13 protein-coding genes are annotated in these 13382 nt (G+C 61.9%); 9 read left to right on the forward strand and 4 right to left on the reverse strand.

Features of this window, described 5'->3' with window-relative positions; translation table 11 throughout:
* Positions 1-146: 146 nt before the first annotated feature.
* Positions 147-5336, reverse strand: a complete 5190-nt coding sequence (locus tag B0E50_RS01570; RefSeq protein WP_168170772.1) for a putative Ig domain-containing protein — start codon at positions 5334-5336, stop codon at positions 147-149.
* A 313-nt stretch (positions 5337-5649) separates the two neighbouring features.
* Between B0E50_RS01570 and B0E50_RS01575 the strand changes: the two genes are divergently transcribed.
* The 4 genes from B0E50_RS01575 to B0E50_RS01590 are packed head-to-tail and all read left to right on the forward strand — an operon-like array spanning position 5650 to position 7900.
* Positions 5650-6180 carry a tail fiber protein gene (locus tag B0E50_RS01575; protein ID WP_077439337.1) on the forward strand — a complete coding sequence of 177 codons (531 nt, stop codon included), beginning with the start codon at positions 5650-5652 and terminating at the stop codon, positions 6178-6180.
* A 38-nt stretch (positions 6181-6218) separates the two neighbouring features.
* Positions 6219-6752, forward strand: coding sequence for a tail fiber protein (locus tag B0E50_RS01580; RefSeq protein WP_077439338.1), 534 nt, complete (start codon positions 6219-6221; stop codon positions 6750-6752).
* A gap of 54 nt (positions 6753-6806) precedes the next feature.
* Positions 6807-7337, forward strand: a complete 531-nt coding sequence (locus tag B0E50_RS01585; RefSeq protein ID WP_077439339.1) for a tail fiber protein — start codon at positions 6807-6809, stop codon at positions 7335-7337.
* Entirely contained in the window at positions 7337-7900 is a 564-nt protein-coding gene (locus tag B0E50_RS01590; protein WP_077439340.1) for a GNAT family N-acetyltransferase, read from the forward strand. The genes B0E50_RS01585 and B0E50_RS01590 overlap by 1 nt, the downstream gene beginning before the upstream one ends.
* A gap of 15 nt (positions 7901-7915) precedes the next feature.
* On the opposite strand, the gene B0E50_RS01595 is transcribed toward B0E50_RS01590, so the two are convergent.
* Entirely contained in the window at positions 7916-8209 is a 294-nt protein-coding gene (locus B0E50_RS01595) for a hypothetical protein (RefSeq protein ID WP_077439341.1), read from the reverse strand.
* Positions 8210-8793: 584 nt separating this feature from the next.
* Here B0E50_RS01595 and B0E50_RS01600 point away from each other — a divergent pair.
* From B0E50_RS01600 to B0E50_RS01615, 5 genes are all read left to right on the forward strand, one after another.
* Complete coding sequence (locus tag B0E50_RS01600) at positions 8794-9024, forward strand: hypothetical protein (RefSeq protein WP_077439342.1); 231 nt, start codon at positions 8794-8796, stop codon at positions 9022-9024.
* A 9-nt stretch (positions 9025-9033) separates the two neighbouring features.
* Positions 9034-9219, forward strand: coding sequence for a DUF3606 domain-containing protein (locus B0E50_RS01605; protein WP_077439343.1), 186 nt, complete (start codon positions 9034-9036; stop codon positions 9217-9219).
* Between the two features lie 170 nt (positions 9220-9389).
* Positions 9390-9686 (forward strand): DUF6232 family protein, encoded by a 297-nt coding sequence (locus B0E50_RS01610; RefSeq protein WP_256364084.1) that lies wholly within the window; start codon positions 9390-9392, stop codon positions 9684-9686.
* Positions 9687-9949: 263 nt separating this feature from the next.
* Entirely contained in the window at positions 9950-10132 is a 183-nt protein-coding gene (locus B0E50_RS17800) for a hypothetical protein (protein WP_139350709.1), read from the forward strand.
* A gap of 84 nt (positions 10133-10216) precedes the next feature.
* Entirely contained in the window at positions 10217-11260 is a 1044-nt protein-coding gene (locus B0E50_RS01615) for a hypothetical protein (protein WP_077439345.1), read from the forward strand.
* Between the two features lie 211 nt (positions 11261-11471).
* Here B0E50_RS01615 and B0E50_RS01620 read toward each other — a convergent pair whose 3' ends face one another.
* Both B0E50_RS01620 and B0E50_RS01625 read right to left on the reverse strand, forming a co-directional pair.
* Positions 11472-12368 (reverse strand): RES family NAD+ phosphorylase, encoded by an 897-nt coding sequence (locus tag B0E50_RS01620; RefSeq protein ID WP_139350710.1) that lies wholly within the window; start codon positions 12366-12368, stop codon positions 11472-11474.
* Positions 12369-12440: 72 nt separating this feature from the next.
* Positions 12441-12842: a hypothetical protein gene (locus tag B0E50_RS01625; RefSeq protein ID WP_077439530.1), complete on the reverse strand. Its 402-nt coding sequence runs from the start codon at positions 12840-12842 to the stop codon at positions 12441-12443.
* Positions 12843-13382: the final 540 nt, after the last annotated feature.

Genomic DNA, 13382 nt, shown 5'->3' on the forward strand with positions numbered 1-13382 from the left:
GTGGTACGCGCAGCGAGTTCACTTCCAGCGGTGGAAAAGCTGAGTGGAGTTGGCCCGGTGGAAGCCTCTTCCTGGCCACTAAAGGGGGCCAGCCCGGATTCACTTCTTCAACTACGAGGAAGTGAACCTGGCACCGTTTTAACTAGTCAGAATTTCTTCTGGACGTTGATCAGGATCGACTGGTCGTTGGGTTCGCCGGTGTTGAACTGGTTCTGGTAGTCCACCCGCAACAGCAATTGATGCGCCATTTGCCAGTTCACGCCAAGGCCGATGAGCACGTGATTCTGCGCCAGTGGATAGATCTGGGCCCGATACACCGGACCGGCCAGCAGATCCGCATAGGTCATGGTGGCCTGGCTCGACCCTTCGAAGTCATGGCCGTATTCCAGTCGCAGCTGCGGCATCAGCACGCTGTCGTCGTTCTTGATCAGGTAGTTGATGCGCACGCCCAGGCTGCCGGTAGTGGTGTGCACCGCCTGGTTGCCGTAGGTCAGGGCGTAGATCGCATCGCCTTGCTCGGTGTAGCCGTTGAGATGGGCCAATGCCGCATCCAGCCGGCCGTACGGGGAGACCATCAGCTGGCCAGCGTGGTATTCGTAGCCGCCCGAAAGCGATGCAAACAGCTGGTGCCCGTCGCGGCTGCCGTCGACCGTGCTGCCGTCGGCGGTGACGTAGCGGCGCGCGTCGAACGACAGCCACTGGTAGCCCACCAGGCCATCCACGAAGGTGGATGCGCTTGGACTGAAGCTGCCGTACCAGGCCACGTTGTAACTGTCGGCGGTACTCTGGCTGCCGTTGTGGCCGATGTCCGTGCTGTCGTGTCCGTAACCTGCACCAAGGCCCATCGCAAAATTGCTGCCATACCGCTTGTCCACGCCGACGCTGATGCCGGCGGTGGTGAAGTCGAAGCCGTTGACCGTGGTGGTGGTATCACGCGAACCGAAATTCACCGCGCCCCCGGTCCATACCGTGTAGCCGTCGGGCAGCGGCGTGCCGGACGATGCCTGCGGATCGGCGGGTGCTTGCGACGCCATCATGTCGCGACGATCGAGCAGGCCGGACGGACCGGCGTCAGTCATGTACGCCGAAGGCCCGCGCATGGTGGGCGTCATGCCATCGTCGGACATGACCGTCATGCCGTTTTGGAACCCGCTGTTGCCGCCACCACCGTGCAGGGCCTCCAGACGCTGCTGGAAGTTGTCGATCTGGCCTTGTGCGAATTCACGCGTGGCATTGACCTGGGCGGTAAGCACGCCCATCACCTCCGGGTCCTTCGATGGGTCCGGCCGCGCCGCCACCGCGATGGTCAGCGTCGCCGGCGCGGAGGTGGCGAATGCGTTGCTCAGCGTAAAGGTGACGGTGGCGGTGCCGTTGAACGTCGCGCTGGCGAGGAAATCGAGTTCATAACCGCTGGCGCTCGGCACGATCCGCGCCGTACCGGCCGCTGCCGGCGTGATGCCGGTAACCGCCGCCGCCGTGAACGGACCACCGCTGGCGCCATCAGTCAAATTTACCTGTACCTCGCGCCCGGCGACGGTGGCGATGTTCCTGGAGACCGCCACCGGCCGCGGATCGACCGTCACCGTTACGGTGGCCGGCGTCGACACGCCGAAAGGATTGCTGAGGGTGTAGGTGAAGGCGACCGTGCCGCTGGCATTGGCCGCGGCCGTGTAGTTGATGGTGGTGCCGCTGACCGTGGCGGTGCCCGATGCCGGCGACTGCACGATCGCCACCGTGGTGAACGGTGCGCCGGTGGCTCCGGTCGTGGCACTGATCGCCACCGTATTGCCCGCCAGCACGGTGACCTTTTGCGCTGGCACCGTAGGCACCGCCAGTGGCGTGACGGTGATGGTGACCGTCGCCGGTGCAGATGTGCCGCCCGGCCCGGTGGCCGTGTAGGCAAAGCTGTCCGTGCCGAAAAAGTCGTGCGCCGGCGTATAGACCACCGACAGCCCGCTGACCGTCGCGGTGCCATGCGCGGGTGTGGACGTAAGGGCGATGCTGGTGATCGGCCCGGTATCGACCGAGGTCACATTCACCGTCACCGCCTGGTTGGCCATGGTCGAGGCATGGTCGTTCACCGCGACGGGCTTGGCCTGTTGCGTGCTCATCGAATACGCCTGCGACCCGGTGAAGCCCAGGCCATCGGCCGCCGTCACCGTGAAGCTGTACGTGCCGGCGGCGGTCGGTGTGCCGGACAGCAGGCCGTTCTGGCTCAGGGTCAGGCCGGCAGGAAGCGCGCCCGCGCTGATGCTGAAAAGGTAGCTGCCGTTGCCGCCGCCGGCACTGAGCTGCTGGCTGTAGGCGACGCCCACCTGCGAGCCGGGCAGGCTGTTCGGGCTAACCGTAATGCTGGGCGCAGCCACCGTTACGGTATAGGAGCGACCGACGGTAAACGGTGCGCCGGTACCGGTGCTGCTGTCGGTGGCGAGCACGCTGAAGGTATAGGTGCCCGCCGCGGTGGGCGCACCCGAGAGCACGCCGCTGCTGCTGAGCGACAGGCCGGCGGGCAGGGCGCCATTATTGATCTTGAAGCTGTAGCCCGGCGTGCCACCGCTGGCGGTGAAGGTTTGCGAATACGCCGTTTCGGCCGTCGGAGCCGGCAGCGTTGCGGGCGACAACGACAGCGTCGGGATGCCGATCGCGATGGAATAGCCCTGCGTTGCGGTGGCGCCATCCGCATCGGTCGCCTGCACGTTGAAAGAGAACGTGCCGCTGGCGCTGGGCGTGCCGCTCAGCGTGCCCGATGAGCTCAAGCTCATGCCTGCGGGAAGACTGCCGCCACCGGCGATCGCGAAGTGGTAAGGGGCGATGCCGCCCGTCGCCGTAAAGGTCACCGCCGCGTACGCCGTCCCGTCGGTACCCGATGGAATGCTGGCCGGCGTGAACGTGATCGCCGCCGCGCTCACGTTGAGCGTGTAGTTTTGCGTGCCGATGAAGGGTCCCGTACCGGTGCTGTGATCCGTCGCGGTCACCGTGAAAGAGAACGTGCCCGATTGCGCGGGGGTGCCCGACAGCGTGCCGGTCGCCGCGTTGAAACTCAGACCCGTAGGCAACGTGCCACTCAGCGCATACGTGTACGGCGCAACGCCGCCAGTGGCCGTGAAGCTCTGGCTGAACGCCCCGGCATAAGCGGCATTCAACGTACCCGATGGCGATAGCGTAATCGTCGGCGTGCCGATGGTGCCGCTATAGGTTTGCGTGCCGTAGTAAGGACCGGTACCGGTGCTGCTGTCCTTGGCCTGGACGGTAAAGCTGTAGGGTCCGGCGGCGGTCGGCGTGCCCGATAGCGTGCCGGTGCTCGACAGCGACAGGCCGGGCGGCAAGCTGCCGCCGGTCACGCTGAAACTGTAAGGACCGGTGCCACCGGCCGAGCTGATCGCCTGGCTCGTCGCCAAGCCATCGGTCATGCCCGAAAGCGTGCCAGGGGACAGCGTTATGGTGGCCGCGGCAATGGTGACCGTATACGCCTGCGAGCCGGTCTTGCCGTTGGCATCGGTGACCTGCACGGTAAACGAATAGCTGCCACCTGCCGTCGGCGTACCACTCACGCTGCCGCTGCCCAGCAGCAGTCCGGGCGGCAAACTGCCGGCGGAGATCGCATAGCTGTAAGGCGCGGTACCTCCTTGCACGGCTATCGTTTGCGAATACGCCGTGCCGACCGTGCCCGATGCCAGCGACGAGGTGGTGATGACCGGCGAGGACGGTGTGATGGTGAGGCTGTAGGTGATGGATTTGCTGAATGGCCCGGTGCCCGTGCTGCTGTCCTGCGCGGTAACGGTAATGCTGAACGCGCCGTAGTTGGTGGGCGTGCCGCTGAGCACGCCGCCACTGCTCAGGGTCATTCCGGTGGGCAGCGTGCTTGAGGTCGAGTACGTGTAGGGCGCCGTGCCGCCGCTGGTGCCGATGGTCTGCGAATACGCCTGGTTCTGGTTGCCGTTGGGCAAGGCGCCGGGCGATATCGTCAGCGTGGGGCTGGCGATGACGAGGGTTTGCGCGCTCGACTGCGTCGACGCACCGTTGGCATCGGTCACCTTGAAGGTCACCGGAAACGAACCGCCCGCCGTGGGCGTACCGCTGATCGCACCGGTGCTGCTGTTGAGGCTCAATCCGGCCGGCAACGCGCCGCTGGCCACGCTGTAGGTCAGCGGGCTGGCGCCACCCGATGCGCTCACGCCGCCGCTGTAGGCAACCGCCACGGTTCCGTTGGGCAGGTTGATCGTGCCCAGGGCCAACGGCGCGTCGATGGTCAGGTTGTAGTTCTGCGTGCCAGTGAAACCGTGCGCGTCGGTCGCGGTCACCATGATCGCGTCGTTCCCCTGCGAGTTCGGCGTGCCGCTGAGAACACCCGCGGACGAAAGCGTCATGCCCGACGGCAATCCCGTCGCGGAGAACGTATACGGCGACGTGCCGCCAATGGCCGACAATGTCGTGGCGGCGTAGGCCGAACCGGCCGTGCCACTGGCCAGCGAGGCAGGCGACAGCGTGATGGTGGGTGCGGCCACGGTGAACGTAAAGTTCTGCTGATCGCTGCTGCCGGTGGAATCCGTCACCACCAGGGTAATCGTCGTGTTGCCCGTCGCTGTCGGTGTGCCGGAAAGCGTGCCGCTTGCCGAAAGATTGATGCCTGGCGGCAGCGCATTGCTGCCCGAGGCACGACTGAACGTATAAGGCGCCGTGCCGCCGCTGGCGCTCAAGCTCTGGCTGTAGGCCACATACGCGGTGGCGGTGGGCAAAGTCGTCGGTGCTATCGCGATCGCGCCGGTAATGGTCAGCGTGATGTTCTGCGTGCCCACTTCACCGTTGCTGTCGGTCGCCGTTTCGGTGAAGCTGAAAGTGCCGCTTTCAGTCGGCGTGCCGCTGATCAGGCCGGCGCTGTTGTCCGATATGCCTGCCGGCAAAGTTCCGGTGTTGATTACATAGGTATACCGACCGCCATTGCCGCCGGTGGCGCTGAACTGCAGGGAATAGGCCGTGCCGACGTGTCCGCTGGGTGCCGTCGTCGGGCTCAGCACGATGGGCGTGGGTGCGCTGGAGGTGATGGTGACCGTGACCGTGATGGCTTCGCCTTCGTCGTCATACCAGGCGAAGGAATCGGAGGTCGCGCCATCGCCGTTGTTGACATAGGTGATGTCGTAATCGTTGGCGCTGACCGACACCGTGCCGTGAGAAGGTTGCACCGCAATCGGTGGCACATTGGTGCCAAATGGCGAACAGGCCGGCACCGCGAAGGTGGTCGTGCCACCCGAGGTGTCCTGGATCGACATGTTCGGGCACTCGTTGGCGTAGGCCAGCTTGGGCACGAGCATGCCGCCGAACAGCAAGAGGGGCAGCATGCGAACCAGAAAAGACGAGGTACTGCCCGACACCGGACCGCGCGTGCGCGGCGATAGCCAATGCCACATATCCCTTCCCCTGTTCCCTGTAATCGGCAATCCGCCCCGGTTGCCTGCTGCACCCGGCAACTCGATCCAGCTACAGATCTAGCAAGGCTTGTGCCATCCGTATGACGCGACTGCGCAGCTCACATCGCCGCAAACTGTATCGCAAATTGCACCGGGGTGTTGCGCTGATGCGCATATTGAACCTGTCATTCGGTTCCGCCAAAGTGGCGCCGCTGGACCACACATCACACAGAGGACGTTCACGATGTCTGAGTTCTATATCGGGCAGATCATGCTCACCGGGTTCGGTTTTGCGCCACGCGGATTTGCCCAGTGCAATGGACAGACCATGTCGATCCAGCAAAACCAGGCGCTGTTCTCGCTGATAGGCATCACCTACGGCGGCAACGGCATCCAGACTTTCATGCTGCCCAACCTGCAAGGGCGCACGCCGACCGGCGCGGGCTCCTCGGTCGATCCGGGCTGGCAGCCCACGACCTACCCCATCGGGCAGATGAGCGGCGTGGAAAATGTCACCTTGCTGACCGGCAACATGCCGGCACACGCGCACACGGCCACGGCCACGACGCAGACCGGTACCTTGAGAAATCCGACCAATGCGGTCTACGCATCGGCATCGGAGTCTCTGTATGGACCCGCCACCGCCAATCAGGTGGCGCTGAATCCTGCCCAGATCGGCATGACCGGGGGGAACCTGCCGCATCCGAACATGCAGCCGTTTCGGGTCATCAATTTCAACATCGCGCTCAGCGGAATCTTCCCCTCCCGCAACTGACACGGCGTTTCCTCCTACGGCTTACTGCGGAGCATCCTATGAGCACACCTTATGTGGGCGAGATTCGCCTGTTCGGCTTCCCGCGCATCCCCACCGGCTGGTTTGCCTGCGACGGCAGCCTGCAATCCATCGCCGAATACCAGACGCTGTATGTCCTGATCGGCACCACCTACGGCGGCGACGGCATAAACACCTTCGGGCTGCCTGACCTGCGCGGGCAACTGCCCGTGCATCAGGGGAACGGCCAGGGGCTCAGTCCACGCGTGCTGGGCGCATCGGGCGGTACCGAAACGGTCACCCTGCAAACGAACCAGCTGCCGGCACACACGCATACGCTGGTGGCCACCGCCACGCCGGCCAGTTCCGCGCAGCCGGGCAATCAGCTGTTGCCGGCGGCACTGGCCAACAGCGACACCATGTACGCGACCGATGTGACCGGCGCGCCGTCGTTTCCACTCGCAAACGCGGCCGTCGGCATGCAGGGTGGCAGCCAGCCGCACGACAACACGATGCCGACATTGACGGTGTCGTATTGCATCGCCTGGGCAGGCATTTTCCCGTCGCAAAGCTGATCCACTCATGCACACAGCAAGCGCGCCGCAAGCGCAGCGCGCGAGGAGCACACGATGACTACGCCTTTTGTCGGTGAGATCCAAGTATTCGGCTTCAACTTTGCGCCTTACCAGTGGACCCAGTGCAACGGCGCCACGTTGCCGATCAGCCAGAACACCGCGCTGTATTCGCTGATTGGCGTCAACTACGGCGGCAACGGCACCACCACCTTCCAGGTGCCCAATCTGGCTGCGCGCGGGGCCTGCAACCAGGGCAACGGTCCCGGCCTCACGCCGCGTGTCATCGGCGAGACCTTTGGCAACGCGATGGTGGCGCTGACCTCGCAGCAGATGCCGTTGCACAATCATGGGTTCAATATCTACAACCAGCCCGATTCGGCCAAGCGCAGCAACAAGCCCAGCCCCGGCAATTCCCTGGTGGTGCCGACGCAGGCCACGCCGTTTCTGCAGGCCGCGCCCAATACGACGTTCGCCGCCAACATGCTTGCGAGCAACGGCGGCAACCAACCGCATGAAAACGAGCAGCCGTATCTGGCGCTCAATTTCTGCATGGCGTTATCGGGGGCTTTCCCCAGCTTCGGTTGATGGACCCGGTTAGCCCGCCCCTGGCCTCATTCCCGCCGGCACGTGCCGATACCGTTTTGCATCATGCACGGCTGGCGGCGCAAGGCATTCGCGTCCGTGCCGGCACGATCGAGGACATGGCTTTCATCCGGCAGCTCTATGGCGATCTGCGCGCCGAAGAGCTGCATCAGACCGGGTGGCCGGACGCGGTCAAGCGGGCCTTTCTCGACAGTCAGTTCGCGTTGCAGCATCGGCACTTCGTCACGTACTACGCCGACGCGGATTTCCTGATGGTGGAGCATGACGGTGTGACGATCGGCCGGTTTTACCTGCTGCGTGCTGCCCCGTATTTTCTGGTCGTGGACATCGCGCTGGTTCCGGGCTGGCGCGGACGCGGTATCGGTCATGCATTGATGGACTGGGCGAAAGAACAGGCGCGGGCGGTGGGTGCCGCGGGCATCGATCTGCATGTCGACGAACGCAACGCAGGCGCACGTCGCCTTTACGCGCGCATCGGCTTTGTCGAGACGGCGCGAGAAGGCGTGTATATCGCCATGCGCTGGCAAACCGCTGCCCAGGCCTGACCGCAGGCAGTGCGGTTAGTTGAAAACGGCCTGATAGATGAAGCCGTCGCTGTTGCGGGCTACGGGTACGAGAAAAATGCCGATCTCGCCGAGATTCGCATTCGTCATTTGATATATCCGCTGCGGAAAAAGCACAGCCGACGCATGATGAAAAAGCAGCGAGAACGGCGCGCGCGTCATGCCAGGCATGGCCTGTATCGGCAAGGGTCGCGCTTCGACCAACGTGAATGGCGAATTGCCATGCCCCACATCCACGACGAACGTCTCGTTGAGACGAGACGCGAAATGCTCCAACGTCAAAATCTGCATACGCCCCCGCCCTCAGCCCCTTCCCTGCAAAGTTTCACATAACAGCATAGAGATCATGATGCAGGGTGGAACCCAAAGTCGGCCACCTCACAACAGAGCGCTCGTGGTACAGAGTGCTCGTAGTTTGGCCGGCCAACAAGATGGCCGCAAGCTGCCAATACGCCATGCATGTTGACATGCTCTGTCACCGTCAAAGGATACGAAATCGCTTGTCAGGATTGCACCTATCTCTCGAACCATGAACAACTAATCACCGAGCCAGCTCAGCTGCATTTTGGCGAGTGGGGCGTCGTCCCGGCGACACAGTTGGCGTTCGAACCGATCGCCTTCGCGCCTAGGCTCCGGCCAGCGCATGTTCCAGAACCCAAAGCAATATAGCCAGCGCTCGCCGACATGCATCAGCGTTCGCCTACACAGCCGCCAGCCATTTCCCGATAGCCGTCCTGTCGCCTTGGCTGCACATTGATGTGGCCCGGGAAGTCTGGTTCCTCGCCGATGCACCGAGCGCCCCGAGCTGCCGCAACCCCCTTGCACGGCTCACTGGCCCCCGAAAGGGGGCCTTTCTCTATGCCGTGGTGCCCTGCATGGTCGTCTATACCCTCAAGCAAGCCGATGACGGACAGTGGAGCATCTGCCGCCTGGGCATGCCGCTGTTCACCCAGATGCAGCTCAGTCCCGCCATCAAGCTGGCGCGCGAAGTGGCCCGCGACGAGCATCACCGCAACGGCCAGCCGACCAGCGTCGAAATGCGTGGGCTGGGTTCGCTGATGAGATTGGCGCACTTCGACCGGGCCGCGGGCACCACCGCGGCATGAGCGCTTGCCATGGATGAAAGGATCGACCTTGGCGACCCCCTGAGCCGCGCGCACTGGTGCGGCTGCTTCAGCTGCAGCGATCAGGAGTTGATGGAGGCAGTACGGGCCACGGATAGCGACGAAGTCGGTGCGGTCGGGTTGTACCTCGCCACCCGGCACTCACTGGAGGCCTTCGAGACTTCGGGTGATTCCTGAGGCTGAATGACCTTTGCGCGTTCCACGCTCTGATATGCCCGATATGTCGTGTGCCATCGGTTGTCGTGTGCTGGTCGAGGGGAGCAAGGGAATGCCACAGGGGATCACATGCCAGATGCAATGCCGCCGCCACCGATCGCGGAGTGCACGTTTTTTCCTAAAGTGACGTACTGGTCGCTAATGCCAGGCTCGTATCAAGCGGGCACACATACGCCATCGCTGGGGTTACTTCGGTTAAGGCGATTGTGGAACCAGCTAAATCAACCGCAGTGGGTTGGGCGATTCTCGGCGCCATCGTTCTGTTGATCGCGTTATTGAATGCGTGGGTGCTTGGTATTGCTCGGGGAGTGATCGTCTTGGTGGCTGGCATCTTGGTCGCCAAGTCCCAGAAGGCAACGCATCATCTGATTCTGCACAGCTCATCGGGCGAGGTGCGGGCGATCAGTTCGCAGGACGGGATACCCTGACTGCCGTCAACAACGCGATCGTCTCGCGTTCATGGCGCTGCCAAGTGCTGATCGGACTCACGAAGAAGTGGGTAAGCCGGAGTCAGAAAGCACTTTCTCGATACTACGACTTTAGAAGTCCACTCTGACCCTGGTTTTGGACCATGTTTTGGCATGGAAATGATCTTTCGGACGAACCTGTAGGTTCTGCCAGTTCTTCGACATGTCTTCTGATGACACATTGACCGAGCCGCGATGCGCGGCCAATGATGGAGTAGATGATCATGAGTCAACTCAACGTCGAAACCGAACTGGCACCAACGATTCGCCCACTGGCGCGGCTTTGTGCCACCGCCTTCGGTTCGGAGTGGGCGGATCCGGGTAGAGGCCACTTCCTTACAATGATAACCATGACGGCAACCATTCACTCTCCGGCGGATGGCGCTCTGGATTACGATCCTCTGTGATTTCAACCGGCTGACTCAAAGCGCCTTGGCGACGAGGCGCTTTGTCGTATCAGGAGATCTCCATTTGTGACACATACAGTCCACATGCTTGCCTGGGAGGACGATCCGCATGCTTTGGCATTGCGCTGGGCGCTTGAAAGGATGGGCGTGCAGGTCGCGCTCAGCCCTGGGCTGGCGCAATGGCGGGGCCATGACGTCGCCGTCGAAATAGGGCCCGGACACGCGGGGCTGCGCGACATGGGCAACGCGCCTGTCTCGGTGTGGAATCGCCGCCCGCAAGCGCCGAAGCCCAAGCCCGGCTTGCCGGAGGATCAGGCTTTCCTCGCCGGCGAGTGGCGCTCTTTTTACGATAACCTCGTCGCGACTGCGCCGCAGCTGCTGCCTTCGTTATGGATCAATGCACCAGCCGCAGCTTGGCGTGCCGAGAACAAGCTGGTGCAATTGGTAGCGGCGCGTGAGATCGGATTGACGTTTCCCGAGACGGTGATGGGCAACAACGCGGGTGCGGTGCGGCGGCTGGCGCAAGAAGGTCGCGTCGTATTCAAGCCATTTCGTCCGAACGCATGGCAGGAAGAGGGCGGGCTCAGCGCGGGGACGACCATACTGGATAACGACCACTTGCCCGATGCTCAGGTAATCGAGTTTTGCCCGGGCATCTACCAGCGCTATGTGGAGAAGACCGCCGATATTCGCGTCACGGTGGCCGGTAACCGGTTGCTGGCGGTCCGCCTGCAGCGACGTTCCGGAGAGGCCTACGTCGATTGGCGCATGCATGTGCTTGAGCAGGATTTTTTCGCCGAGCGGATAACGCTGCCCGCTGCGCTGGAGCAGGGCATTCAAGCCTTGATGGCGTCGCTAGGGTTGGTTTTCGGTTGCCTCGACTTTGTGGTCGATGCCGATGGTGCGTATCAGTTCCTGGAAATCAATCAGGCCGGGCAATTCTTGTTTCTGGAAGACATGATTCCGGACATCGGGGTCATGCGCATGGTGGCTTCGTTTCTGGCTGCAGGCGCGCGCGACTACTCAGTGGTCGAAGACGCTTCGCTCACCATGGCGAGGTTTCGCTCCAGCGAAGCTTATGCCGCTTTGACGCGCCGACTGCACATCGATGAACCTTCGATCGTCTAATACGGTGTGTGCGCTCTTTGAGCATGCCGCTGCGGTAGTTTTCCTGATCGCGGCGCTCTGTGCGTGCTGGCCACTCGCCTTTGTCAGAAAGTGAACCTGCCCCTATTTTTCTAGAGTCCGTTGTATTCTTCTTTCGAGATGGACGCCTCTGCCGATGGAGTCAGCGATTAAGCGAGAGGCTGAGCGTCTGCTATTGTCGTCGAAAGGGGACCTAGGGCCGCTGGCTCGGCCGGAGCATTTCCCATCCGCATAGTTGGTCGGCTGTATTGAGATCGAGGCGTGTAAGGATCACATTCGCGGGTCCCGGGTTGGTCAGCTCGACACGGGAACGGTCGCTGGCCAAGTTATGTGGAAACACGGCGAGGCATCGGCCGCCGGCTTTGGTCGACGGGTAGAGAATGCCTTCGAACCCGGCATCAAGAATGAGCCCCGCCAAGATTTGGCTGACGGCGGGCAGACCGAATTGTGCTGGCGACACGCGCCAATTCTTGTCGAGGACCTCTTTACGCAGTTGACTCGGCGTGCGGATCATGAAGATAGATTTCTCCGGGATCTGCAGGCGCCTCTGAATCTTGCGCGCCTCAGCTGGCAGCCGCATTTTCCCTAGCACTGCGCATAACGCCTTAAGACAGTCCTTTTGATCAAGGTCGAAGACGCGGTCAAGGTAGCCATTGAAATGGATGACCGAAAAATCGTCCTTCGGTACTAGGGCCAAGTCCTCAGGCGTGAGTCCATCCACGCGTTCGCCGCGATCGAGCTGAAATTTCTCGCGAAATGCTGTCTCCAGATCCTCGGCCAGGTAGAGCGCTGGCCAGGGCTTGTAGAGCGCTTGTTCGACATCGGTGCCGATGTTGAACCGACCGCCGAACCCAGTGAGGCTCCCCGCTGCAGACAGGGGCGAATTGCTAAAGCGAAAGCTGACGTTGCGCACCCAACTATTAATGGCGACTTGTACGGGCGCCACGCTCTGCAGTGCAGCAAGCATCTCGGGCTGGTACCGTCGGCGCTGCGGCTCGATTCCGAAGTACAGATCGTTATTGAGCTCGTCCAAGTCGGACGAGACGCGCCGCCAATGCTTCAGATCCACCTCGGAGAAGCGATCGAGCACGTGCAGGCTGGCCCTTACTCCAGAGCTCGCTGATAGCGTTGTCGGGAGGGGTTGCAGCTTACGCTTGGTCACTTAGCGGGCGCCGACCGACTTGTTGCTCGGGTCAGCCATGGCGTTGACGATGACTTTGCGCAAGCGGTCGAATCGACCTAGCCGCACCATGTCTCGCGGTGAGATGTCGCCAAGGTTCGGGTTCTTGGCTTTGAACCACACCGCCGTCTTTTGCACATCGCCGTCGAAGATCTTGGCGACCAGGTTGATGGTGATGGCAATCTCCTGGAGGCGTTCGATAACCGCTGCGGGGGCGTTCTTGTCGTAGCGGACGGACGATGGAGATACATCGGCTACCTTGGCAACGTCCGCTTTTCGGAGGTCGAGCCACTTCGAGACGAGTTCTGGCTTGAATTCGGCCCCCATACCGAACTGCAGGGCGTCCGTGTCAGGGATATTGCTGAACAGGCTGGCTGCGTTCATGACTAAGGACATATCTATCTACTTGGGGGCCATAAAGTCTAGCACTCGATGCTGACGAATTCGTTAATACGAACCATAGGTCGACCACATTTTAACCAATACCGAACCAGCCCGTCAACATGTCTAGTGGGCTATGCCCAAACCTTGCCCCATGGGATCCCAAGTTGTATGCGGAATGTGAAGGGATAGCTAGGGGTTCGATGGGCTTCGCGCTGGGAGAGGATCTTGCCAATCAGTGTGGCAATACGCTTCGAGCCGACCTCAAACTTAAAGGTCGATTCCCTCGTCGTTGCAGAGCCGAAGACAAATTTCGTTAGTCTGCTAAGGGTCGACAAACGACCTTCAATCGGACGGTCAATTGGCTGGCGATGCCGGTCGAGTTGTATGGCGAGCCTGGTCAGTTGTGCTGAGAATGATTGGTTAACAAGCTGGCAATCTGCACTCAGCGATGGCGCGTGGAATCGCAGGAATTTTAGTCATTCTCGCAAATATCTGTTCCATCAGCGCTTGCGTTTGTTCGAACCCTTGGAATACGTGCAG

Source organism: Rhodanobacter sp. C01 (genome assembly GCF_002001045.1).
Classification (GTDB): domain Bacteria; phylum Pseudomonadota; class Gammaproteobacteria; order Xanthomonadales; family Rhodanobacteraceae; genus Rhodanobacter.

Coding starts and splice junctions, on each gene's coding strand:
- B0E50_RS01625 (WP_077439530.1), bottom strand. CDS start 12,842: ATGAACGCAGCCAGCCTGTTCAGCAATATCCCTGACACGGACGCCCTG.
- B0E50_RS01600 (WP_077439342.1), top strand. CDS start 8,794: ATGGTCGTCTATACCCTCAAGCAAGCCGATGACGGACAGTGGAGCATC.
- B0E50_RS01615 (WP_077439345.1), top strand. CDS start 10,217: ATGCTTGCCTGGGAGGACGATCCGCATGCTTTGGCATTGCGCTGGGCG.
- B0E50_RS01575 (WP_077439337.1), top strand. CDS start 5,650: ATGTCTGAGTTCTATATCGGGCAGATCATGCTCACCGGGTTCGGTTTT.
- B0E50_RS01590 (WP_077439340.1), top strand. CDS start 7,337: ATGGACCCGGTTAGCCCGCCCCTGGCCTCATTCCCGCCGGCACGTGCC.
- B0E50_RS01570 (WP_168170772.1), bottom strand. CDS start 5,336: ATGCTGCCCCTCTTGCTGTTCGGCGGCATGCTCGTGCCCAAGCTGGCC.
- B0E50_RS01585 (WP_077439339.1), top strand. CDS start 6,807: ATGACTACGCCTTTTGTCGGTGAGATCCAAGTATTCGGCTTCAACTTT.
- B0E50_RS01580 (WP_077439338.1), top strand. CDS start 6,219: ATGAGCACACCTTATGTGGGCGAGATTCGCCTGTTCGGCTTCCCGCGC.
- B0E50_RS01595 (WP_077439341.1), bottom strand. CDS start 8,209: ATGCAGATTTTGACGTTGGAGCATTTCGCGTCTCGTCTCAACGAGACG.
- B0E50_RS17800 (WP_139350709.1), top strand. CDS start 9,950: ATGAGTCAACTCAACGTCGAAACCGAACTGGCACCAACGATTCGCCCA.
- B0E50_RS01605 (WP_077439343.1), top strand. CDS start 9,034: ATGGATGAAAGGATCGACCTTGGCGACCCCCTGAGCCGCGCGCACTGG.